This is a genomic window from Variovorax sp. MHTC-1 (genome assembly GCF_003984645.1).
Classification (GTDB): Bacteria; Pseudomonadota; Gammaproteobacteria; order Burkholderiales; family Burkholderiaceae_C; genus Variovorax.
Window position 1 is genome coordinate 66,172 of the sequence record NZ_RWKI01000010.1, and the last position, 22,600, is coordinate 88,771.

Here is a 22,600-nt window from a genome sequence, read left to right on the forward strand (position 1 = left end):
GGCGGATAATTGTTGCCATGGCCCTCATGATCACCGACGAATGCATCAACTGCGATGTGTGCGAGCCGGAGTGCCCCAACGACGCGATCTACATGGGCGTGGAGATCTACGAGATCGACCCGCACAAGTGCACCGAATGCGTGGGCCACTTCGACGAGCCGCAGTGCGTGCAGGTGTGCCCGGTGGCCTGCATCCCGAAGAATCCCGCGCATCTGGAGACGCGCGAGACCCTGTGGCAGAAGTTCCAGCGGCTGACTGCCGAAAAAGCGGCTTCCTAGTTTTTAGCCGCGCTCTTGCTGCCGGCCTTCGCGGCCTTTTTCTTCGCCGTTGCGACCGGGTCATGCGCGCTGAAGTAGTCGGATTCCTTTTTGCTCTTCTTCTTTTTCTGCGCAACGTCCGCGCCCTGCGATGAATCCAGCTTCGCATTGAGTGGCCTATTGTCGATCAGCGCTGGTGCGCGGCGGGCCTGTGCGGATTCGAGCCGGACACGTTCCCGTTCCAGCCGGTCGGCGGCAGCCATGGCCTCGCGCGTGGCGCCGTCGGCCTCGCGCTTTTGCGTTGCATCGCGCGCGTCGTCCAGATCGATCGCCTTGCCGCCCTGGCACGGCTGGTCGGTATAGGTGTTGCCGCAACGCCAGGTTTCCGTGCCTGCGTGGGCTGCAGGCGGCACCAACTGAGCGCAGGCTACCGCGAGGAGGGCGGCGATCGGTGCGTGTGACAGTCTCATTTTTTCCTTCTCTCCCTTGCTTTGCTTTCCGCTAGCCCGCGGCGGGTTCACCCCCGTCGCCCGGCTCGCGCCGCGGTGGTTTGGGGCGCGGCGGCTTGCTCGTGTGGATGAGCAGGGTCGCCTTGTCCATCTCGCCGGCCACCAGCGCCGGGAAGGCATGCAGCGTGCGGGCGATCGCGTCGTCGATCGCCTCGCGCTGCTCCTTGAGCGGTTTCTTCAGCACCCAGCCGACCACCTCGGACTTCACGCCCGGATGGCCGATGCCCAGGCGCAGCCGCCAGTAATCGCTGGTGCCGAGCTGCGCATGGATGTCGCGCAGGCCGTTGTGCCCGGCATGGCTGCCGCCCAGCTTCAGCTTGGCCTGGCCGGGCGCCACGTCGAGCTCGTCGTGCACCACCAGGATTTCGCTCGGCTCGATCTTGAAGAAGCGGGCCAATGCGGCGACGGACTTGCCCGAGAGGTTCATGAAGGTCTGCGGCTCGAGCAGCCACACGGGCTGTCCGCCCACCTGCATGCGCGCGACCAGGCCGTGGTAGGCGCGCTCGGGCGCCAGCGCGAGCTTGCGCTCCCGCGCGAGCGCGTCGATCCACCAGAAGCCCGCGTTGTGCCGCGTGGCTTCGTACTCCGGGCCGGGGTTGCCCAGGCCGACGAACAACTTGATCATGGAGCCGGATTATCCGTGGCTCGCCCAAAGAAAAACGGCCCGCGCGAAGCGGGCCGTTGGCTGGAGGGCGCGGGAAGAATTACTTCTTCTTGGCAGGCGCAGCCTTGGCGTCCGTCTTGGCGGCAGCCGGGGCGCCTTCTGCCGGGGCAGCGCCTTCGGCCGGTGCGACTTCTTCAGCCACCAGCGGCGGCACGGCCGACACCAGCACTGGGTTGACCTTGCCGTGGCTCACGAACTTCACGCCCTTGGGCAGGGTGATGTCGTTGACGTGGAGCGTGGCGTTCTTCGTCAGGCCGGAGAGGTCGATTTCGATGAACTCGGGCAGGTCGGCCGGCAGGCAGCTGACTTCGATTTCGGTCATCACGTGGTTCACGAGGTTGTGGTCCAGCTTGACGGCCGTAGACTCTTCCTCGCCCTTGTAGTGCAGGGGCACCTTGACGGTCATGCGGGTGCGGGCATCGACGCGCTGGAAGTCGACGTGCTGCACGAGCGGACGGAACGGATGGTATTGCACGTCGCGCAGCAGGACCTTGGTCGTGGCGCCGGCGAGATCCATCTCGAGGATGGACGAGTGGAAGGCTTCCTTCTTGAGGGCATGCCACAGCGCGTTGTGATCGAGCTCGATCAGCTGCGGCTGGCCTTCACCACCGTAGACGATACCGGGCGTCTTGCCCGTGATGCGGAGACGGCGGCTCGCACCCGTGCCCTGCTTTGCGCGCTCATAAGCGACGAATTTCATAACTACTCCTGTGGAAGTCGACCGCGACCAGTGCGACTCCGGTTTCAAAATGGGCTCCTCGAAGGGAGCCCGGCTTCTTGCTCAGGCCAGGTGCTCTAGAAGAGATTTTCCTGGTCCGAAAACAAACTCATCACCGACTCGCCCTTGGCAATGCGCTGGATCGTTTCGGCGATCAGCGGCGCCACGGAGAGCTGGCGGATCTTGGTGCAGCCCGTCGCGACGCTGGACAGCGGGATCGTGTTGGTCACGACCACTTCGTCCAGCGCGCTGCCCTGGGCGATCCGCTCGATGGCGGGACCCGAGAAGATCGGGTGCGTGCAATAGGCGTACACCTTCTTGGCGCCGCGTTCCTTCAGGACCTCGGCCGCCTTCACCAGCGTGCCGGCCGTGTCGATCATGTCGTCCATGATCACGCAGTTGCGGCCGTCGATCTCGCCGATCACGTGCATGACCTCGCTCACATTGGCGCGCGGACGGCGCTTGTCGATGATCGCCAGGTCGCAATTCAGCTGCTTCGCCAGGGCGCGGGCGCGAACCACGCCGCCGACGTCGGGCGAGACCACGATCAGGTCTTCGTAGTTCTGCTGGCGCAGATCGCCCAGGAGCACCGGCGACGCATAGATGTTGTCGACCGGGATGTCGAAGAAGCCCTGGATCTGATCGGCGTGCAGGTCCATGGTCAGCACGCGGGCAACGCCCACCGTTTCGAGCAGGTTGGCCACCACCTTGGCCGAGATCGGCACCCGGCTCGAGCGCGGGCGACGGTCCTGGCGCGCATAGCCGTAGTAGGGGATCACCGCACTGATGCGCTCGGCCGAAGCGCGCTTGAGCGCGTCGACCATGATGAGCAGCTCCATCAGGTTCTCGTTGGTCGGCGCGCAGGTCGACTGGACGACGAACACGTCGCGCGCCCGCACGTTCTGGTTGATCTCGACGGTGACTTCGCCGTCGGAGAAGCGACCGACGCGGGCCGCGCCCAGCGAGGTGCCCAGATGTTGCGCGATCTCTGCGGCAAGGCCCGGGTTGGCATTGCCGGTGAAAACCATGAAATCAGGGTGGTGAACCTGCATGAGCGTCCCGGCAAAATGCATCCGGCAATGCGAAATGGCCCTTTTGAGGGGGCCGCCAATCTACGTGTCAGTGAAGATTTGGCAGGGGAGAAAGGATTCGAACCTTTGCATGCTGGAATCAAAATCCAGTGCCTTAACCAGCTTGGCGACTCCCCTACACGGGTCGACGACCGAGGTCGTCAACCGTTATATGTCGCATCAGATCACAAAAGCGCTCTGATCTTCTAGCCTGCCCAACCCATGAGAGGATGAACGGCCAGATTGCTGCACTTGCGAACCTGCCAGCCCGAGGGTGCCGTGGCGAGTTCCGCTTCGTGCGGCATCGCTGCGAACACCGAGCTCCCCGAACCGGTCATCCGGGCCTGAAGTCCTTGGCGACCGAGCCATTCGATGGCTTCGGTGACCGCGGGACAAAGCCGCTCGGCAACCGGCTGCAGATCGTTATGACCGAAGTCAAAGCCGAAACTTGTGGCTCCAGCCTCGCTGTGTGCAGCAAAGCCCGAGATTATAGCAGCGGGTGTGGTGCGCTGAAGATCGGGCGCTGCAAAAATCAGACGGGTGTCGAGCCCCTCGGGCGGCTTGGCGACGGCAAAACACCCCGGCGGCAGCTCGATGGGCGTGATCTCTTCGCCGATTCCCTCGACCCAGGCGTTTCGTCCGCGCAGGAAGAAGGGCACATCGGCGCCCAGCGCGAGACCGATCTGCTCCAGTTTCGATAGCGGCAAATTCAGCCTCCACAGCCGATTGAGCGCCAGGAGACAGGTGGCGGCATCCGAGGAGCCCCCGCCCATGCCGGCCTGGGCCGGCACCTGCTTGGCGATTCCGATATGGGCGCCTTTCGGCGTTTGGGCAAAAGCCTGGAGCGCTTTCGCGGCGCGCACAACCAGGTCGTCGGGAGGCAGCGCGGTCGTCAGGTCTTCGCGCGTGATGACGCCGTCGCTGCGCATTTCGACATGCAGGATGTCGCACCAGTCGATCAGCATGAACACCGACTGCAGCAGGTGGTAGCCGTCCGCACGCCGGCCGGTGATGTGCAGAAAGAGGTTGAGCTTGGCCGGCGCCGGAAGGTCGTAGATCGCCTTCATGCGCGTTCGAAGACAATGCGCAGATCGGCCCGCGGCTGCGGTGCGTCGCGGGTGGCCTGCAATCGTCCAGTGCCGATCTGCGACAGGTCTGGCCGCCAACCCGGCACGCGTTCTTCACGACCCGCGAGCCACCCGAACAGCGCAGCTACCGGAATGGCGGCACCTGTCGCCGCCTCGATGAGCGCGTCGAGCGAGTCGAAACGCCGCGTCTTGCTGCCGTCCTTCAGCAGCGCTTCGCCGGGCGCCCAGTGAAGTTGGGCCAGGGTGCTGCCGATCGGGCTGGTCAGCGTCAGTTCGCCGGCCCGCGGCGCACCACGCAGCTCGAACAGAGCCGAGAAGGTTTGCACCGGCTCGCTGTCGATGCGCAGCGACAGCCGGCCGCTCCAGGCTTCGGTGCCGGTTGTGCCGGTCGGGCCGACCCGGCTGGCGCAGCCCGCAAGCAGCAACACGCCGGCGCCGCCGGCGCTCAATGCCAATCGACGGTTCAAAGTTTCACGCGCAGGCGCTTGAGCGTCTCCTGCAGCGTCTCGTTGTCGGCATCGACCAGGTGCGCTTCCTTCCAGATGGAAAGCGCGCGGTCGCGCTGGCCCTTGGCCCAGAGAACTTCGCCGAGGTGCGCGCCGATCTCCGGATCGGGCCGGCGCTTGTAGGCCGCTTCGAGGATGCGCATGGCTTCGTCGATGTTGCCGAGCCTGAACTCGACCCATCCGAGGCTGTCGGCGATGAACGGATCTTCCGGCGCCAGCTGCACGGCTTTGAGAATCAGCGTGCGCGCCTCTTCCAGCCGGACCTTGCGATCGGCCAGCGAGTAGCCGAGCGCGTTGTAGGCGTTCTGGTTGTCGGGCTTGAGCTCGATGAGGCGGCGCAGCAGGCGTTCCATCTCGTCGAGACGGTTCAGCTTCTCGGCCACCATCGCCCGGTCGTAGATCAGGTCGGTGTCCTGGGGCGCGGCCGCGCTGGCCTGGGTCAGCATGTCGTAGGCGGCCTGGTACTGCTTGGCATCGCGCAGCAGCTGGACCTCGGCCAGCAACTTCTGCTTCTTCTCGTCCGCGGTGCGTTCGGGCAGGCTGCGGACCAGCTCGCGTGCCTGGGGCAGCTTGCCTTGGCGCGCCAGCAGCGCCGCGCGGCGCGTCTGTGCGCCTATCAGATCGTCGGTGCTGTCGATGCGGCCCAGCCAGTGCTCGGCAGCCGTGAAATCTTTGCGGCGCTCCGCCAGTTGCGCCAACAGCAAGAAGGCCTGGGTCTGGCCGCGGCTGCGTGCTTCGGCATCGCGCTGCGTATCGGCCAGGCCGATGTAGCGTTTGAGCGAGCTTTCGGCCGCAGCATCCTGGCGTGCCTGCGTTTGCAGGCTGCCGAGCAGCAGCCAGGGTTCGGCCAATTCGGGACGGGCTACGGTGAGCGCGGCGAGTTCTGCGCTGGCATCCTCATAGCGGCGACCTTCCACCAGCACCCGCGCGTAGGCGACGCGCAGTTCCGGCAGCGCCTTGGGGCCCGCGAGGTAGCGCTTCACCAGCGGTTCGGCCAGCGGCTGGCCGGGGTCCATCAGCTCCAGCGCCAGCATGGCCGGGCCATCCGAGGAAGGATCGGCTTCCTGACCTTTTCGCGCGGCCTCGAGCGCACCCGAGGGGTCACCTGCTGCTAGGCGAAGGCGGCCGACCGTGCTCCAGGCCGCGCCGCCCGTCGCGGGACTCTTGAGTTCGTCGGCCAGCGCCTGTTCGACCACCGAAGCGGCAAGCTTCTTGTCGGTGGCTCGCGCGTAGTTGCGCGCGATCACGGCCATAAGGAAGGGGCGTTCCACCTGTGGCGTCGCGGCCAGTTCAGCCCGCAGCGGTTCGGCGGTTTCGCTGATGCGGTTCAGCGCGATGAGGATTTGAAGCTCGAAACGCCGTGCCTCGCGCGATTCGGGCAGCGTTTCTTTCCAGGCGCGGGCGGCGGCCAATGCGGCATCGCCGGAGCGCGCCTGCAATGCGATCTCCACCGCCCGCTGGAACAGCTTGCCGTCGCGCGACCTGCGCGCGGCATCGAGGACCAGCGCGTAGCCTGAGCCCGGATCGCCGGTGCGCGCGGTCAGCTCGCCCATCAGAACTTCGTAGAACAGCTCCGCCGTGAGCGCCGAGGCTCGGGCTTGATCCTGGCGCTGGGCTGCGGCGGCCGCCGTAGTGACGGGAGGCGCCGCCGGTTCGATGATGGGGGCCGGGCTGGTGGGGGCTGCGGGGGCGGGCGCCTGCGGCTGCGCTTGCGCAGCGAGCACGGCCAGGGTCAAGAACGCGGCCGCCGCAAGGCGGGATCGGCGGAGCGATGGGGTCATCGAACCATAATAATCCAGGCTTTTGAACGATGGTCATGCGGGGGCTTCGGCCTCGGCTTCTTTTCATGTCAGCCTTCGTCGATGCCAGAACTACCTGAAGTCGAAGTGACGCGGCTCGGCTTCGCCGATCGGATTGCCGGCGCGCGCATCGATGCGGTGCGCGTGGGCAAGCCGCTGCGCTGGGCACTGGCCGTCGAGCCGGCTGAACTGGTGGGGCGCACCGTGCGTGCGGTGCGCAGGCGCGGCAAGTACCTGCTGATCGACCTGGATGCCGGACTGCTGCTGATGCACCTGGGCATGTCGGGCAGCCTGCGCTTCGATGCGGCCTTGCCTTCGCCCGGTACGCACGACCATTTCGACCTGGTGACCAGCCGCGGCACGCTGCGCCTCAACGATCCGAGGCGCTTCGGCGCGGTGGTCTATGCCGAGGACGAGGCTGCACCGCTGGCCATCAAACTGTTGGGCGGCCTGGGAATGGAACCCCTGGGCGAGACGTTCGACATCGACCGCTTTTACGCAGGGCTGCGACAGCGCCGGGCGTCGATCAAGCAGGTGCTGCTGGCTGGCGACGTGGTGGTGGGTGTCGGCAACATCTATGCCTCCGAGGCGCTCTTTCTTGCCGGTATCCGTCCGACAATGCCTGCCTCGCGCATCAGCCGGCCGCGCGCGGTGCGTTTGCATGCCGCAGTGCGGGAAATCCTTGCGCGAGCCGTGGAACGCGGGGGAAGCACCCTGCGCGACTTCTCCAATATCGACGGCCAGAGCGGATATTTCCAGCTGGAAGCAACCGTTTACGGACGTGCCGGGGAACCATGCCGTGTGTGCGCGACACTTGTAAGGCAAATGCGCCAAGGCCAGCGATCTACCTATTTCTGTCCAAAATGCCAAAAGCATTGAAAGCTCTGAGACAGATGAGGCGCGAAGCCCAAGTGGGTGCTATATTTTGTAAGCAACCTTTACATCACCCTTGACACGTTCTTTCAATCAGCAATTCGACCAGCATGGCGCCTGGCGACGCAATTTCGCGCATCGCCTCAAATGGCTTTCGCGCTGGCTGGACGAGAACGAGCTACTCGATCAGAGCGTGGCCGAACGGCTGCGCGACCTGGAATCGCAGATGCGCACCAGCAAGGTCATGGTGGCCTTCGTTGCCGAGTTCTCGCGCGGCAAATCCGAGCTGATCAACGCGATCTTCTTCGCCGCCTACGGGCGCCGCATCATGCCGGCGAGCGCGGGTCGCACGACGATGTGCCCGACCGAACTGGGGTACGACACGACCTATCTTCCCAGCCTGCGGCTGCTGCCCATCGAAACCCGGCTCGAGCCGTATTCGCTCGCCCATTGGCGCGACAAGCCCGAGCACTGGACCGAAATTCCGATCGACGTCGAGGACGCCGAGCAGTTGTCGCAGACGATGAACAAGGTGGCGGAGGTCCGATGGGTGCCGATGGCCGAAGCACGTTCGCTGGGCTTCTGGAGCGATGACGCGCCTGAGGACAACCCGGTGCCCGATGCCAAGGGGCGCGTCGAAATTCCGCGCTGGCGCCATGCGGTGCTGAACATGCCGCATCCGCTGCTCGAGCAAGGGCTGGTGATTCTGGACACGCCCGGACTCAACGCGATCGGCGCCGAGCCCGAGCTGACCGTGAGCCTGATCCCGCAGGCGCACGCCGTGGTCTTCATCCTGGCCGCGGACACGGGCGTGACGCGCTCCGATCTCGCCATCTGGCGCGAGCATCTGATCACCGAAAGCGAAGCAGGCGAAACTCGCATCGTGGTGCTCAACAAGATCGACACCATGTGGGACACCCTCAGCACGCCGGCGCAGATCGACGCGCAGATCCAGCGCCAGCGCAAGGGCGCTGCCGAGTTGCTCGGCGTGCCGCTGCCGCAGGTGCTGCCGGTGTCGGCGCAAAAAGGATTGCAGGCCAAGATCCGCCGCGACGTGCCGCTGCTGCAGGCTAGCCGGCTTCCCGCGCTCGAAGCCGTGCTGGGCGAGGGACTGCTCGGCAAGCGCGAAAAGATGCTGCGGCTCGCCGTCGACGCCGGTATCGCGGCCCTGCAGGCCGAAGCGGCGCGCATCCTCAAGGTGCGCCAACGCGATCTTTCGGAGCAGGCGCTGGAACTGCAGGGCCTGCGCGGCAAGAACGTGTCGGTCATCCGCCATATGCGAAGCCGCATCGAGCAGGAGCAAACCGAGTTCGAGGGCAGCAACGCGCGCATCCTGGCGCTGCGCTCGGTGCAGGGCAAGCTGTTGCGCGAGGTGTACGCGGTGCTCGGCAGCACCGCGCTCAAGGCCGACATGGGCCGCCTGGCCTCCGCGCTCAAGCGCCCCGGCATCAAGTTCAACGTGCGCAAGGTGTACGGAGAAACCTTCGACTCGTTGCGCAACAACCTGCGCGAGGTGCAGGCGACCACGGCCGAAATTCAGTCGATGCTGCACGCCACCTTTCGCCAGCTCAACGCCGAACACGGCTTCGCGCTGCAGGCGCCGGCGGAGCCAGACCTGCTGGGCTTCGAACAGCAACTGAGCCAGATCGAGCGCAGCCACATCCACTACCTCGGCATCAGCAACCTGCTCAAGCTGGCGCAACCGGACTTCTGCGACAAGCTCGTTCGCGCGCTGGCAAGTCGGCTGCGCGTGGTCAACGAAGCCGCCATGACCGAGGTGGAGCGCTGGAGCAAGGGCGCCGGCGCCCAGCTCGATGCGCAGCTCAAGGAACGCCGCCGCAACTTCACCAAGCGCATCGAGGCGGTCGAGCGCATCCAGGGCGCCGCAGGCAACCTCGACGAGCGCCTCGCCGAACTCGCGGCCCAAGAAAGCGGCCTCACCGAGCTCCACGCGCGACTGCGCGAATTCACCGGTCTGCTGACGAGTAATGAAGCGCCCACTGCTGTCGCGGCGCGCGACGAACTCAGTGCTGCCTGAAGCTCCGGGCGGAGCACAGCAGGCGCTGGCGTCGAGTTTCGCCGCCCGCATTGTCGATTGGCAACGCAGCCATGGGCGAAGCGAGCTGCCATGGCAGAACACGCACGAGCCCTACCGCGTCTGGCTCTCCGAGGTCATGCTCCAGCAGACCCAGGTGTCGACGGTGCTGGGCTATTTCGCGCGTTTCTTGGAAAGGTTCCCCACGGTGCAAGCGCTCGCCGCCGGCACTGAGGACGAGGTGTTCGGCCTGTGGAGCGGCCTGGGCTACTACAGCCGTGCGCGCAATATGCACCGCTGCGCGCAAGAGGTCGTGTCGCGCTTCGGCGGCGCATTTCCGCGCACCGCCGCCGAACTCCAGACCTTGCCGGGCATCGGCCGTTCGACGGCCGCGGCGATCGCTGCCTTCTGCTTTGGCGAGCGCGTCGCCATTCTCGATGGCAACGTGAAGCGGGTGCTTGGGCGAATGCTGGCCTTTGAGGGCGATCTTTCGTCCGCTGCGCAGGAGCGGGTTTTGTGGGCCATGGCGACGGAGCTGCTGCCGCCGGCGACGCAGCGGCGCACCATCGCACGCTATACCCAGGGCCTGATGGATCTGGGGGCCACCGTCTGCCTGCCGCGCAAGCCGAGTTGCATGATCTGTCCGGTTAGTGACCTGTGCGCGGCGCGGCGCGAGGGCGAGCCCGAGCGCTTTCCGGTCAAGACGCGCAAGCTTCGGCGCAGCGCCCAGTCGTTGTGGATGCTGCAGGCGCGCGATGCGCACGGCCGCGTGTGGCTCGAGAAACGTCCCTCGCGCGGCATCTGGGCGGGACTCTATTGCCTGCCGGTCTATGAGAGCCGGGAATCGCTGCTGGACGAATTGGCGCCCGACGATCGCCGGACCGCGCGCGACGACGCGGCTTTCGTGCACGTGCTCACGCACAAGGACTTGCACCTGCATCCCGTGTCGGTCGAATGCGTCGCCGAGCGGCTTCTCAACGATGCCGGCCGATGGTTCGAAGCCGGCCAATGGTCGGCGCTCGGCCTGCCGGCGCCCGTGCGCAAACTGCTGACGACCTAGACGCTGTCGAGCTCGCGGTGCCGCTTGAGCGCCGCCCAGCGTGCGCCGAAGCCGCGTGCCAGCTGCTCCACGAGGAAGACCGAGCGGTGCTGGCCGCCGGTGCAGCCGATCGCCACGGTGACGTAGCTGCGATGGTCGCGGGCCAGCGCATCGAGCCAGCGATCGAGAAACTGTTCGATGTCGCTGTACATGCGTGCGACATCGTCGTGTTCGCGCAGCCAGTCGATCACGGCCGCGTCGCGCCCGGTCAGCGGTCGCAGCGCGGGCACGTAGTGCGGGTTGGGGAGCATGCGCACGTCGAACACGTAGTCGGCATCGAGCGGCACGCCGCGCTTGAACGCAAAGGATTCGAACACCAGCGTGAGCGTGCTCTCCGGCGCCGCGATCAGCGCCTTGATGTAGCTCTGCAATTGGGCCGGGCGGATGATGCTGGTGTCGATGACGTCGGCGCCGTCGCGCAGATCGGCCAGCAACTCACGCTCGAGTTCGATGGCCTGGATCAGCGCCCGCTGCTGATCGGGGGAATCGGTCCGGCCTTCGTGGCGCGACAGCGGATGGCGCCGCCGGGTCTCCGAATAGCGGCGCACCAGCGCGTCGGTGGTCGAATCGAGGAACAGCGAGCGCAGCGATATGCCGTCGCGCCGCAGGCCGTCGAGCTGCTGGGGAACGAGCGGCAACGACACGCCGCTGCGCACGTCCATGGCAATCGCGACGCGCGGCGTCTGCTGTTGCCGCTGCAGCGCGATGAAGGGCGCAAGCAACTCGGGCGGCAGGTTGTCGACGCAGTAGTAGCCCGCGTCTTCGAGGGCATGCAGTGCGACGGACTTTCCCGAGCCGGACATGCCGGTGATCAGCACCAGTTCCAGGCTCACGATGAGGTCTCCGGCGTCTTCTTGCCGAGCATTTCGCGCGCGTGTGCTAGCGAGGTCTGCGAAACGCGCTCGCCGCCCAACATGCGTGCGATCTCGCGCGCACGGGTGTCGTCGTCGAGCACCGAGACGCCGCTTTCGGTGCGAATGCCGTCCTGGCTCTTGGCGCTGGTCTGGTGCTTGGCGACCAGCAGGTGGTGGTCGGCGCAGGCCGCCACCTGCGGCAGGTGGGTGACCGCCAGCACCTGGCGGTCGCGGCCGAGCTGTTTCATGAGGCGGCCGACGGTTTCGGCCACGGCGCCGCCGACGCCTGCATCGACCTCGTCGAAGATCAGCGTCTGGGCCGTGCCGAGCTGGCTGGTCGTGACCGCGATCGCCAGCGCGATGCGCGAGAGTTCGCCGCCCGAAGCCACCTTGCCGATGGGGCGCGGTGTGCTGCCGGTGTGGCCGCTCACGAGGAAGGCGATGTCTTCGAGCCCCGCGCGGCCCGGTTCGGCGAGCGGCTCCAGCGCGACTTCGAAGCGGCCGCCTTGCATGCCGAGACCCTGCATGGCCTGTGTCACGGCCTGCGCCAGTCGCGGTGCCGCCTGCTTGCGTGCCTTGCCCAGTGTCTTGGCTTCCTTCATGTAAGCCTGCTGTGCCGTCTGTTCGGCACGTTCGAGGGCTTCGAGGTCGCTCTGCGCGTCGAGGGCCTGCAACTCGGTTTGCCACCCTGCCAGCAAGGACGGAAGTTCAGCCGGCGTGCGCTTGTAGCGGCGGGCCAGCGACATCCAGAGTCCCATGCGCTCGTCCAATTCGGCGAGTCGCTCGGGATCGGTGTCGGCCTGGCGCAGGTAGCCGTGCAGCGAGTGCGCAGCGTCCGAGGCCTGCGCCACGCTCGAGGCCAGAACCTCGCCCAGCGCCTTGAACTCCGGCTCGATGTGCTCGCAGTTCTGCAGCAGCGTGACGGCACGGCTCAATGCAGCGAGGGCGCCGCTGTCATCGTCTTCCAGGGCGCTGCATGCGCCCTCGGCGGCATCGATGAGCGCCTGCGCATTGGAGATGCGGGTGTGGCTGGCCGAAAGTTCCTCCCACTCATCGGTGCCAGGCGCGAGCTTCATTACCTCGCCCACCTGCCACTGCAGTCGCTCTCGCTCGCGTTGCAGCGAATCCTGCGCCGAGCGCGCCTTGTCGAGCGCAGCGAGCGCTTGCCGCCAGTTCTGCCAGGCGTTGTCGAGCACGGCAGTGCCGACACCGGCGTAGGCATCGAGCAGGCCGCGCACGGCTTCGGGCCGGGTGAGGCTTTGCCATGCATGCTGGCCGTGGATGTCCAGCAACTGGTCGCCGAGCTCGCGCAGCTGGGTCGCGGTGGCGGGGCTGCCGTTGATCCAGCCGCGGCTGCGCCCCTGAAGGTCGACAGTGCGGCGCAGAAGCAGAACATCGCCCGCTTCGAAGCCACCGTCGTCCAGCCAGGCGGCCAGCGCGGGATCGGTGTCGAACTCCGCGCTCACGTCCAGGCGCTCGGCGCCTTCGCGCACGGCGCCGGCGTCGGCACGGTTGCCGAGCGCCAGCTGGAGCGCGTCGATCAGAATCGACTTGCCCGCGCCGGTTTCGCCGGTGAGGACGGTGAAGCCCGTGGAGAGATCGAGTTCGAGCGCGCGCACGATCACGAAGTCGCGCAGGGCGATGCGGCGCAATGCCATGTCAGGAACCTCCTTCGTTCCAGTGCAGCTTCTTGCGCAACGTGTCGAAGTAGCTCCAGCCTTTCGGATGCAGAAAACGCACCCGGTAGTCGGAGCGGCGCACCACGACCTGGTCGCCGATGGCAAGCGAAGCCAATGATTGCATGTCGAAACTGGCGCTCGCGTCGCGCCCGCCGACCAGTTCGATCAGGACCTCGTCCGCATCCGGCAGCAGGATCGGTCGGTTCGAGAGCGTGTGGGGCGCAATGGGAACCATCACCCACCCCGGCACCGCGGGGTGCAGCAGCGGACCGCCGGCCGACAGCGCGTAGGCGGTGGAGCCGGTGGGCGAGGCGATGATCATGCCGTCGGCGCGCTGATTGGCCACGAAATGGCGACCGACCGAAACACGCAGCTCCACCATGCCCGAGGTGGCGCCGCGATTGACCACCACGTCGTTCATGGCGAGCGCATCGAACACCGCGACGCCGTCGCGCATCACCTGCGCATGCATGAGGCTGCGGTGGTCTTCCTCGTACTCGCCGGCCAGCATCGGGATCAGCGTCGCCTGGTAGTTGTCGAGGGAAATGTCGGTGATGAAACCGAGCCGGCCGCGGTTGATGCCGATCAGCGGAACGCCGTAGCAGGCCAACTGGCGCCCGATGCCGAGCATGGTTCCGTCGCCGCCGACCACCAGGCCCAGATCGCATCGCTGGCCGATCTCTTCGACAGTCAGCGCGGGGTAGCGGGCCTGGCCGCACTCGCCGTCGCGCGGCTGTTCGACAAAGACCTCGCAGCCTTGCGCTTCCAGGAAAGCGCCGATGCCCTCCATGACCTCGTCCAGCGCGCCGGCCTGCGCCCGCGCGCCCGAAGCCTGGTATTTACCTATCAGGGCCACGTGCCGAAAGCTGGATGTCATGCACAAATTACAACATTAAAATCAGTCGATGCTGGACGATCGCGCCAAGTTGCTTCTCAAGACGCTGGTCGAGCGCTACATCGCCGAGGGCCAGCCGGTGGGCTCGCGCACGCTTTCCCGCGCTTCGGGGCTGGAGCTTTCGCCTGCGACCATCCGCAACGTGATGTCCGACCTCGAAGGACTCGGGCTGATCGCCAGTCCGCATACCTCTGCAGGCCGCATTCCGACTGCGCGCGGCTACCGGCTTTTCGTCGACACCATGCTGACTGCCCAGCGCGAGCAGTTCACGCCGCCGAGCCTTGCACCCGACCAGCCGCAGAAGGTGATCGCGAACGCAGCGAACCTGCTGTCGAACCTGTCGCAATTCGTCGGTGTGGTGATGGCGCCGCGCCGCGCATCCGTTTTTCGTCAGATCGAGTTCCTTCGCCTTTCCGATCGCCGCCTGCTCGTGATCATCGTGTCGCCCGACGGCGATGTGCAGAACCGGGTGATCTTCCCCGAGGTCGACTATTCGCAGTCGCAACTGGTCGAGGCATCGAACTACATCAACACGCACTTTGCGGGTCTGTCGATCGAGCAGGTGCGCGACCGGCTTCAGTCCGAGATGGAGCAATTGCGCGGCGAGATCGCTGCTCTGATGCAAGCCGCTGTCCAGGTGAGTTCCGAGGTGCTGACGGAAGCCCAGGACGAAGTGGTGATCGCGGGCGAGCGGAATCTGCTGGCCGTCACCGATTTCTCCAGCGACATGAGCCACCTGCGTCGCGCGTTCGAGCTGTTCGAGCAGAAGGCCCAACTGATGCGTCTGCTCGACGTGTCGAGCAAGGCAGACGGCGTGCGCATCTTCATCGGTGGGGAAAGCCAGGTGGTGCCCTTCGACGACTTGTCGATCGTGAGCGCGAACTACGAGGTCGACGGCGAGGTGGTGGGCACGCTTGGCGTCATCGGTCCGACGCGCATGCCCTACGAGCGCATGATCCAGATCGTCGACATCACGTCGCGGCTGGTCACCAATGCGCTGAGCCATCGCAAATAGCGGTGCCCGGCGCCCACTAGAATCCCTGATGTGCGGGCCGTTAGCTCAGCTGGTTAGAGCAGCGGACTCATAATCCGTTGGTCGATGGTTCAAGCCCATCACGGCCTACCACCACGCCTTGGCGCCCGCAGTCGCGGGCCCGTCCTCAAGCCTTTGCTTGTGTCTCGATCCGGCGACTTGGATCCAAGGCATAGAGGACCGCTTTCTCGTCCTGGCCTTTGGCGGATGCATCCCCGAGCGGCATCTGCGCCGAGCCGTAGAGCTCGCGCTCCAGTCTCTTGGCGCGCTCGGAGTACATCCGGGCCAGGGCCCCGTGGTGTTCGGCGGCTGCCTGATGCTCGATACGTGCGAGATGGGCTTCTTCGAGGAGCGCCATGACTCGCCTGAGATGGCCGTTTCGATTGGGCTGGAAAAAGCTGAACATCGGGACCTCCATCCAATAAACCAATGAGAACCGTTTTTAGCGCCAGTCGACCAATTGGCGCTGTAGGTGCAGTGCCCATGTAAGCTGGATGTCATGATTTAGTTCACATTTCCGCTAAGACTTTGACGCACACTTGGTTCGACGTAGACTCGCATGCGGTTGATCGATGGCTCGCGCCCATCGCGTCGACTGGTCTCTTTCTTTCGCTGCCGAGCGATCGGGTGTTGCGAGGATGCTATAATCGCAAGCTGTGCGGCTGTAGCTCAGTTGGATAGAGTACTTGGCTACGAACCAAGGGGTCGTGGGTTCAATTCCTGCCAGCCGCACCATCATCAGGAAAGCCCGCAACGAAAGTTGCGGGCTTTTTTCATTTGGAGCTTTCTGCGATGAGCAAGGCATTCACCAAAGAAAACGATGCAGGCGATGACGATGACGACGGTACCGCCGGCGTCGCGCCGCCGCTTCCCGCTGGGAGCAAGAACTACATCACCCCGCAGGGCTACGCGCGCCTGCGTGCCGAATTGCTCGAATTGATGGACGTCGAGAGGCCCAAGGTCGTGGAGGCCGTGCATTGGGCGGCCAAGAATGGCGATCGGTCGGAAAATGGCGACTACCTTTACGGAAAGAAGCGGCTGCGCGAGATCGACCGGCGGATCCGCTTTCTCACCAAGCGGCTCGAGGTGGCGGAGGTGACGGACCCTTCGGTCCACCACGGTCGCGACCAGATCTTCTTCGGCGCCACCGTGCGCTACGCCGACGAGACCGGTGAAGAGCGCGTCGTGACCATCCTGGGCATCGACGAGGCTGAAAGCGCACACGCGCAGGTCAGCTGGATCTCTCCCATCGCAAGAGCGCTGCTGAAGTCGCGGGAGGGGGATGTGGTCAAACTTGCGACGCCGGGTGGCGCGCACGAGATCGAGGTATTGGCGGTGAGCTATCCGCCGCCCGCTGTGGCTTAAGGAGCCGGGACCGTCCGCGCGGCCGCGAGCACCGATGGCGTGCGCCGCGCAGCCCGCAGTACGGCCTCGAGGTGCGTCCGGTCGCGCACTGCGATCACGAAACGCAGATCGGTGGAATCCTGCGGAGTCTCGTCGGCCATCTCCACGTGGGTGATGTCGGCTTCCGCGTCTGCCAGCGTCGCGGCGACGCGCGCCAGCACGCCCTTGTCGTTGCGCACGGTGATGACGATGCCGGTCTCGAAGGTCCGGACCGGATCGTCGGCCCATTCCACGGCAAAAAACCGCTCGCTGTCCTTGTGGCGCAAGCGTTGACCGACGCCGCACGCTTCGGTGTGCACTACGAGTCCTTCGCCGTGGCCGAGGTAGCCGACGATCGGGTCGTCCGGAATGGGGCGGCAGCAGAGCGCGAAACGCACCGAGGAGTTCTCGCTGCCGTCCAGCGTGACGGCCCCTTGCGAAACGGCTTCGTGCGCGGTGAAGCGCTCGCGGCTCAGCATCAGCGCGTCGGGCTTCTCGCCGCGTTCTGCCAGAAGCGCCATGAGCCGCTTGGCAACGATGCTGGCGATGCGCTTGCCGAGGCCGATGTCGGTCAACAATTCCGAACGCGTGCGATTGCCTGTGAATCGGAGCAGCTTCTCCCAGATCTGCTGATGCTCCTCGTCCTCGTCCGGCAGGTTGCCGAGGCCCTCGGCACGCAACGCCTGGGCCAGAAGCTTCTCGCCCAGGCCCTCGGATTCCGCATGCGCCAGAGTCTTGAGGTAGTGGCGGATCTTGGAGCGCGCCCGCCCGGTACGCACGAAGCCGAGCCACGCGGGATTCGGCGTCGACACCGGCGCCGTGATCACCTCGACTACATCGCCGTTCTTGAGTTCGGTGCGTAGCGGAACCTGATCGCCGTTGATGCGTGCGGCCGAGGTGTGATCGCCGATGTTGCTGTGGATGGCATAGGCGAAGTCGACCACGGTCGCGCCGCGGGGCAGCGCCAGAATCTGGCTCTTGGGCGTGAACACGTAGACCGCGTCGGGAAACAGGTCGACCTTGACGTGATCCCAGAATTCGGCGGCATCGCGCGTTTCATCTTGGATGTCGAGCAGCGATTGGAGCCATTTGGCACCCAGCCGGTCGCTGGTCGCCGCGCTGGGCTCGGCGGCCTTGTAGAGCCAATGCGCCGCCACGCCGGACTCGGCCACCACGTGCATGGCCTCGGTGCGCAACTGGAATTCGACGTTGACGCCGGCCGGACCCACCAGCGTGGTATGCAGCGACTGATAGCCGTTGAGCTTGGCGATCGCGATGTGGTCCTTGAACTTGCCGGGCAAGGGCTTGTACATCTGGTGCAGGATGCCGAGCCCGGTGTAGCAGGCGATCACTGTCGGCACGATCAGGCGAAAGCCGTAGATGTCCGTCACCTGCGCAAAGCTCAAGTGCTTTTCTTCCATCTTGCGGTAGATGGAATAGAGGGTCTTCTCGCGACCTGCCATGCGCACGCTCATGCCGGCCGCCGCAAAGGCGGTTTCGAGTTCCTGCTGCACCTTCTGAATCAAGTCGCGGCGTCGGCCGCGGGCCTTGGTGACCGCTTTCGCGAGGATTGCATAGCGCCAGGGCCGGAGATGGCGGAACGACAGGTCCTGCAGTTCCCTGTAGGTCTGGTTGAGCCCGAGTCGATGCGCGATGGGCGCATAGATCTCGAGCGTCTCGCCCGAAATCCGGGCCCACTTCTCGCGCGGCGCGTCGTCGAGCGTGCGCATGTTGTGCGTTCGGTCCGCCAGCTTGACGAGAATGACCCGCACGTCGCGCGCCATGGCGAGCAGCATCTTGCGGAAAGACTCGGCCTGGTTCTCCTCGCGCGTGTTGAACCGAAGCTTGTCCAGCTTGGTGAGGCCGTCGACGAGTTCAGCGACCGGGGCGCCGAAGCGTTCGATCAGCTCCGACTTGGTCACGCCGCAATCCTCGATCGCGTCGTGCAGCAGCGCGGCCATCAGCGCCTGCGCATCGAGTTTCCATTCGGCGCATTGCGCCGCCACCGCGATCGGATGCGTGATATAGGGTTCGCCGCTGTTGCGCAGCTGGCCCAGGTGCGCCTCATCGGCGAAGCGATAGGCGCGGCGCACCTGCTCGACGTCCTCGGCGCTCAGATAGTCGAGCCGGTCGGTCAGCGCAGCGAAGCTGGCGGCAGCCGCGTTCAACGCCGCCGGACTCGGCCGTGGCGTGCCTCGGGGGGCATCTGACTGGGACTTGACAACCACGCTCATGGCTTCCACTTTAGCCTGGCAGCCGATTCGACGCGTTCGGGCATAAAAAAAGCACCGCAAGGCGGTGCTCTTTGTTGCATGCGTGCGTCAACTCAGCCGGGCACTTTCTTGAGCATCTCGATCCCGATCTTGCCCTCTGCAATCTCGCGCAAGGCCGTGACGCCAGGCTTGTTCTTGCTCTCGATCTTCGGCGCGTGGCCCTGGCTCAGCATGCGCGCGCGGTAGGTGGCGGCCAGCACGAGTTGGAAGCGGTTCGGAATGTGTTGCAGGCAGTCTTCGACGGTGATGCGGGCCATGTGGTTCTTTCGACTTACAGGGTGAGCGGGATCAGGGAATGTTCAACGCGGCGAAAGTGTCGGCACGCGCGCGGCGCTGTGCGGAATACCGGAGCCGCTGAGCGTGGACGATCGCCTTGAGGTCAAAAAGCGCGCGCTCAAATAACTCATTGATTATAACGAAGTCGAATTCGCTGGCGCGTGCCATCTCCTCGGCGGCGTTCTGCAGCCTCAACTCGATGACTGCGGCGCTGTCTTCTCCTCGCCGCTCGAGCCGGGACCGCAGCTCCTCCCAACTCGGCGGCAGGATGAAGATCGTCACCGCATTGGCAAAGGTCTTCCGGATCTGGAGCGCGCCCTGGAAGTCGATTTCGAGGATGACGTCCGCGCCTTGAGCGATCCGCTCTTCGATCGCCTTCTTCGAGGTGCCGTAGCGCTGGCCATGCACGTGTGCCCATTCGACGAAGGCATCGGCGGCGACCATCGCATCGAACTCCGAAGGCGAGGCAAAAAAGTACTCGCGACCGTGCTTTTCCTGGCCGCGCGGGGGGCGGGTGGTGTGCGACACCGATGGCTGCACGGCGGAATCGAGCTCCATCAGGGCCTTGACCAGGCTTGATTTGCCTGCGCCGCTCGGCGCTGCGACCACGAAAATGTTGCCGGGGTAGTCCATTCGCTTGTTCTCTGTCTATTCGATGTTCTGGACCTGCTCGCGCATCTGCTCGATCAGCACCTTCATGTCGACGCCGATGCGGGTGAGTTCGAGCGTTGCCGATTTGGAGCCCAGGGTATTGGCTTCGCGATGCAGTTCCTGGATCAGGAAATCGAGGCGCTTGCCGATCTCGCCGCCCTTCTTGACCAGCCGTTCGATCTCGTCGAGGTGTGAGCCGAGGCGCGTCAGTTCTTCGGCGACGTCGATGCGGATCGCGAAGGCCGTCGCTTCGGTCATCGCCCGGTCCTGCGCCGCTTCCGGCGGCGTGCCGCCGGCGGCGAGGCCCATGGCCTCCTGCCAGCGCTCGAGAAAGCGGGTGCGCTGCTGCTCGACGAGTTGCGGCACCAGCGGCAGAGCCTGCTCGACCAGCTTGCGCAGCTGGGCAAGGTGATCCTGCAGCATCCGGGCAAGGCGGGCGCCTTCGCGCTCGCGCGCCGAAAGAAGGGCCTTGAGCGTCTTCTCCGCCACCTCGGTCAGCTCGGGGCCCCAATCGCCCTTTGTCAGCGTGTCGCCTGCGGCAAGGCGCAGCACGTCGGCCACGCTGAGGTCCCGGGCTCCCGGTAGCCACGACTTGATGCTGTCCTGCACGCCATTGAGGCGTTGCAGCAGCTTGGCCGAAGGTTCGCCGATGCCCGCGGTGCTGGTGCTCTCGATCGACGCGCGCAGCTCGACCTTGCCGCGTTTGAGTGGCCCGGTCAGCAGTTCGCGCAAGGCCGGCTCGTGCTGACGCAACTCCTCCGGCATTTTGAAACTGAGGTCGAGAAAGCGGCTGTTGACCGAGCGGATCTCGACCCCGAGCCGGCCGGCGCCATGGGCCCGCGACTCGGTGTCGGCGTGACTGCCCGCGGGGGCGTTCTGGCCGCTGGCATAGCCGGTCATGCTGTAAACTGGCATTGCGCCTCGCTGTGAATTTGTGTGTACGCACCGAGACGTCGGCACAGCGTTCGCTTGCCGCACCATCGCCTTCGGGCGAAACTCCCGGATTATGTCAAAGGTCAAACCTTCGCCCCTGCTGCCTGATACGGTCATCGGCGGTTATCGCGTCGTGCGTCGGCTTTCTGCCGGTGGTTTCGGTGTCGTTTACCTCTCCGTCGACCAGAGCGGCCAGCAGGTGGCCATCAAGGAATACCTTCCCTCCTCGCTGGCAACCCGGGGCACCGGCGAACTTGCACCCCAGGTGCCGCCCGAAAAGCTCTCGCTCTACCGGCTCGGGCTGAAGAGCTTTTTCGAGGAAGGGCGTTCGCTCGCGCAAATCTCGCATGCCTCGGTGGTCAGCGTGCTCAACTTCTTCCGCGAGAACGAGACCGTCTACATGGTCATGAACTACTTGGAGGGCGCCACCCTGCAGGATTTCATCGTGACCGCGCGGGACCTCAAGAAACAGAAGGTCTTTCGCGAGTCCACCATCCGCTCGCTGTTCGACGAGATCCTGCGCGGCCTGCGCATCGTGCACCAGCACAAGATGCTGCACCTGGACATCAAGCCGGCCAACATTTTCGTGACGGACGACGACCGGGCAGTGATGATCGATTTCGGCGCCGCGCGCGAAGTGCTCTCCAAGGAAGGCAACTTCATCCGCCCGATGTACACGCCCGGCTTCGCGGCGCCAGAGATGTACCGCCGCGATTCGTCGATGGGCCCCTGGACCGACATCTACGCCATCGGCGCCTGCATCTATGCCTGCATGCAGGGCTATCCCCCGAACGACGCTCCACAGCGTATCGAGAAGGACCGGCTCGGCCTGTCCCTGTCGCGCCTGCGCGGCATCTACTCGGACAACCTGATCGAAGTGGTCGAGTGGTGCATGTCGCTCGACCCGCTCTCGCGCCCGCAGTCGGTCTTCGCGCTGCAGAAGGAGCTGAGCCGCGAAGGCGAGCGCCGCTACACCAAGCTCACGGTGAGCGAGAAGGTCCGCCTGTCGATCGACAACATGCGGTCCTTCGAAAAGAAAGGCCTGCCCAAGGCCGCCGCACCGACGACACGTCCGGCATGAAATTCTCAGTCTTCCAGGTCAGCCGAAAAGGTGGCCGCCTCAAGAACGAAGACCGCATGGGCTACTGCTACACGCGCGAATCGGGCCTCTTCGTGCTGGCGGACGGCATGGGCGGGCATCCGGAAGGCGAAGTGGCGGCCCAACTGGCGCTGCAGACCATCGCGGCGCTGTACCAGCGCGAAGCGCGGCCGATCGTGAAGGACGTCAAGGCATTCCTGACCGCGTCGGTGATGGCCGCGCACCAGCAGATCATGCGCTACGCGGGCAACAAGGGCATGCTCGACACGCCGCGCACCACGGTGGTCGCAGCAGTTCTGCAGGGAACCACCGCCACCTGGATCCATTGCGGCGACTCGCGGCTGTACGTGGTGCGCGACGGCGAGCTGCTGACCCGCACGCGCGACCACTCGCACGCCGAGCGGCCACGCGCCAACGCCGGCCCCGAGATCGTCAACCGGAACCTGCTGCTGACCTGCCTGGGTTCCCCGACCACGCCGCTGTTCGACGTCTCGGCGCCGCTGCAGCTGCAACGCGGCGACCGCATCATGCTGTGCTCCGACGGCCTCTGGGGCGTGCTGGACGAAGGCCTGATCGTGCGAACGCTTTCGTCCGGCAAGCCCGTCTCCGATGCCGCGCCCGACCTGGCCGAGATGGCGCTGCGCAACGGCGGCACCCACAGCGACAACGTGACGCTGATCGCGCTCGAGTGGGAAATGCCCGACGCGGCGGGGCAGGGCCGCGGCGTGTCGACCGACAGCATCAGCGACGGCGTGTTCGCCTCGACCATCCAGGCCGGCATGCCCTCCGACAGCGAACTCGACGACCTCGACGAGGACGCCATCGAACGCTCGATCGCCGAGATCAACGAGGCGATCAAGCGCTCCGCTGCGCGCAAGGGCTGATTCTTTCTTCCTTCCTTTTTCG

General features: G+C 65.5%; 23 protein-coding genes and 3 tRNA genes. 10 read left to right on the top strand and 16 right to left on the bottom strand.

Going from position 1 to position 22,600, the window contains the following annotated elements:
• Positions 1-17 precede the first annotated feature (17 nt).
• Positions 18-278, top strand: coding sequence for a YfhL family 4Fe-4S dicluster ferredoxin (locus EJI01_RS17970; RefSeq protein ID WP_126838502.1), 261 nt, complete (start codon positions 18-20; stop codon positions 276-278).
• Here EJI01_RS17970 and EJI01_RS17975 read toward each other — a convergent pair.
• From EJI01_RS17975 to EJI01_RS18010, 8 genes are all read right to left on the bottom strand, one after another.
• Positions 275-727 (bottom strand): hypothetical protein, encoded by a 453-nt coding sequence (locus EJI01_RS17975; protein WP_126838503.1) that lies wholly within the window; start codon positions 725-727, stop codon positions 275-277. The two genes, EJI01_RS17970 and EJI01_RS17975, sit on opposite strands and share 4 nt — an antisense overlap.
• Positions 728-758: 31 nt before the next feature.
• Complete coding sequence (pth, locus tag EJI01_RS17980) at positions 759-1,391, bottom strand: aminoacyl-tRNA hydrolase (protein WP_126838504.1); 633 nt, start codon at positions 1,389-1,391, stop codon at positions 759-761.
• 79 nt (positions 1,392-1,470) lie between these two features.
• Complete coding sequence (locus EJI01_RS17985) at positions 1,471-2,130, bottom strand: 50S ribosomal protein L25/general stress protein Ctc (RefSeq protein WP_126838505.1); 660 nt, start codon at positions 2,128-2,130, stop codon at positions 1,471-1,473.
• Between the two features lie 95 nt (positions 2,131-2,225).
• A complete protein-coding gene (locus EJI01_RS17990; protein WP_126838506.1) occupies positions 2,226-3,200 on the bottom strand; it encodes a ribose-phosphate pyrophosphokinase in 975 nt (324 codons plus the stop codon).
• A gap of 79 nt (positions 3,201-3,279) precedes the next feature.
• Positions 3,280-3,356, bottom strand: a tRNA-Gln gene (locus tag EJI01_RS17995).
• A 68-nt stretch (positions 3,357-3,424) separates the two neighbouring features.
• Complete coding sequence (gene ispE, locus EJI01_RS18000) at positions 3,425-4,285, bottom strand: 4-(cytidine 5'-diphospho)-2-C-methyl-D-erythritol kinase (protein WP_126838507.1); 861 nt, start codon at positions 4,283-4,285, stop codon at positions 3,425-3,427.
• Positions 4,282-4,761 (bottom strand): lipoprotein insertase outer membrane protein LolB, encoded by a 480-nt coding sequence (locus tag EJI01_RS18005; RefSeq protein ID WP_260602503.1) that lies wholly within the window; start codon positions 4,759-4,761, stop codon positions 4,282-4,284. The genes ispE and EJI01_RS18005 overlap by 4 nt, the downstream gene beginning before the upstream one ends.
• Before the next feature lie 8 nt (positions 4,762-4,769).
• On the bottom strand, positions 4,770-6,593 hold the full coding sequence (locus EJI01_RS18010) for a tetratricopeptide repeat protein (RefSeq protein ID WP_126838509.1): 1,824 nt from the start codon (positions 6,591-6,593) through the stop codon (positions 4,770-4,772).
• A gap of 81 nt (positions 6,594-6,674) precedes the next feature.
• On the opposite strand from EJI01_RS18010, the gene mutM reads away from it, so the two are divergent.
• From mutM to mutY, 3 genes are all read left to right on the top strand, one after another.
• Positions 6,675-7,490, top strand: coding sequence for a bifunctional DNA-formamidopyrimidine glycosylase/DNA-(apurinic or apyrimidinic site) lyase (gene mutM, locus EJI01_RS18015; RefSeq protein WP_126838510.1), 816 nt, complete (start codon positions 6,675-6,677; stop codon positions 7,488-7,490).
• Between the two features lie 70 nt (positions 7,491-7,560).
• Positions 7,561-9,522 carry a dynamin family protein gene (locus tag EJI01_RS18020; protein ID WP_126838511.1) on the top strand — a complete coding sequence of 654 codons (1,962 nt, stop codon included), beginning with the start codon at positions 7,561-7,563 and terminating at the stop codon, positions 9,520-9,522.
• Positions 9,473-10,579, top strand: coding sequence for an A/G-specific adenine glycosylase (mutY, locus tag EJI01_RS18025; protein ID WP_126838512.1), 1,107 nt, complete (start codon positions 9,473-9,475; stop codon positions 10,577-10,579). The genes EJI01_RS18020 and mutY overlap by 50 nt, the downstream gene beginning before the upstream one ends.
• On the opposite strand, the gene rapZ is transcribed toward mutY, so the two are convergent.
• Genes rapZ through EJI01_RS18040 form a run of 3 tightly spaced genes read right to left on the bottom strand, consistent with a single transcriptional unit; the run spans position 10,576 to position 14,028 of the window.
• Positions 10,576-11,451 carry an RNase adapter RapZ gene (gene rapZ, locus EJI01_RS18030; protein WP_126838513.1) on the bottom strand — a complete coding sequence of 292 codons (876 nt, stop codon included), beginning with the start codon at positions 11,449-11,451 and terminating at the stop codon, positions 10,576-10,578. The genes mutY and rapZ overlap by 4 nt on opposite strands.
• A complete protein-coding gene (gene recN / locus EJI01_RS18035; RefSeq protein WP_126838514.1) occupies positions 11,448-13,130 on the bottom strand; it encodes a DNA repair protein RecN in 1,683 nt (560 codons plus the stop codon). The genes rapZ and recN overlap by 4 nt, the downstream gene beginning before the upstream one ends.
• A 1-nt stretch (position 13,131) precedes the next feature.
• Positions 13,132-14,028: an NAD kinase gene (locus EJI01_RS18040; protein WP_126838515.1), complete on the bottom strand. Its 897-nt coding sequence runs from the start codon at positions 14,026-14,028 to the stop codon at positions 13,132-13,134.
• 28 nt (positions 14,029-14,056) lie between these two features.
• Here EJI01_RS18040 and hrcA point away from each other — a divergent pair, with 28 nt between their 5' ends.
• Together hrcA and EJI01_RS18050 are read left to right on the top strand one after the other, a co-directional pair.
• A complete protein-coding gene (gene hrcA / locus EJI01_RS18045) occupies positions 14,057-15,061 on the top strand; it encodes a heat-inducible transcriptional repressor HrcA (protein WP_093109021.1) in 1,005 nt (334 codons plus the stop codon).
• Positions 15,062-15,095: 34 nt separating this feature from the next.
• Positions 15,096-15,172: transfer RNA gene (locus EJI01_RS18050), tRNA-Ile, on the top strand.
• A 34-nt stretch (positions 15,173-15,206) separates the two neighbouring features.
• Here EJI01_RS18050 and EJI01_RS18055 read toward each other — a convergent pair.
• The gene (locus tag EJI01_RS18055) at positions 15,207-15,485 is read right to left on the bottom strand and encodes a hypothetical protein (RefSeq protein WP_126838516.1); all 279 of its coding nucleotides are present in this window, start codon (positions 15,483-15,485) and stop codon (positions 15,207-15,209) included.
• 252 nt (positions 15,486-15,737) lie between these two features.
• Here EJI01_RS18055 and EJI01_RS18060 point away from each other — a divergent pair.
• A tRNA-Arg gene (locus EJI01_RS18060) sits at positions 15,738-15,814 on the top strand.
• 57 nt (positions 15,815-15,871) lie between these two features.
• Positions 15,872-16,444, top strand: coding sequence for a transcription elongation factor GreB (greB, locus tag EJI01_RS18065; RefSeq protein ID WP_126838517.1), 573 nt, complete (start codon positions 15,872-15,874; stop codon positions 16,442-16,444).
• On the opposite strand, the gene EJI01_RS18070 is transcribed toward greB, so the two are convergent.
• The 4 genes from EJI01_RS18070 to EJI01_RS18085 all read right to left on the bottom strand — a co-directional run bounded on the left by EJI01_RS18070 (position 16,441) and on the right by EJI01_RS18085 (position 20,577).
• Positions 16,441-18,696 (bottom strand): RelA/SpoT family protein, encoded by a 2,256-nt coding sequence (locus EJI01_RS18070; RefSeq protein WP_126838518.1) that lies wholly within the window; start codon positions 18,694-18,696, stop codon positions 16,441-16,443. The genes greB and EJI01_RS18070 overlap by 4 nt on opposite strands.
• A 92-nt stretch (positions 18,697-18,788) precedes the next feature.
• The gene (gene rpoZ, locus EJI01_RS18075; protein WP_093109017.1) at positions 18,789-18,992 is read right to left on the bottom strand and encodes a DNA-directed RNA polymerase subunit omega; all 204 of its coding nucleotides are present in this window, start codon (positions 18,990-18,992) and stop codon (positions 18,789-18,791) included.
• A gap of 31 nt (positions 18,993-19,023) precedes the next feature.
• On the bottom strand, positions 19,024-19,644 hold the full coding sequence (gmk, locus tag EJI01_RS18080; protein ID WP_126838519.1) for a guanylate kinase: 621 nt from the start codon (positions 19,642-19,644) through the stop codon (positions 19,024-19,026).
• Between the two features lie 15 nt (positions 19,645-19,659).
• Entirely contained in the window at positions 19,660-20,577 is a 918-nt protein-coding gene (locus tag EJI01_RS18085) for a YicC/YloC family endoribonuclease (protein WP_126838585.1), read from the bottom strand.
• Between the two features lie 91 nt (positions 20,578-20,668).
• Between EJI01_RS18085 and EJI01_RS18090 the strand changes: the two genes are divergently transcribed.
• Positions 20,669-21,676, top strand: a complete 1,008-nt coding sequence (locus EJI01_RS18090) for a serine/threonine protein kinase (RefSeq protein WP_093109014.1) — start codon at positions 20,669-20,671, stop codon at positions 21,674-21,676.
• The gene (locus EJI01_RS18095) at positions 21,673-22,578 is read left to right on the top strand and encodes a PP2C family protein-serine/threonine phosphatase (RefSeq protein ID WP_126838520.1); all 906 of its coding nucleotides are present in this window, start codon (positions 21,673-21,675) and stop codon (positions 22,576-22,578) included. The genes EJI01_RS18090 and EJI01_RS18095 overlap by 4 nt, the downstream gene beginning before the upstream one ends.
• Positions 22,579-22,600: the final 22 nt, after the last annotated feature.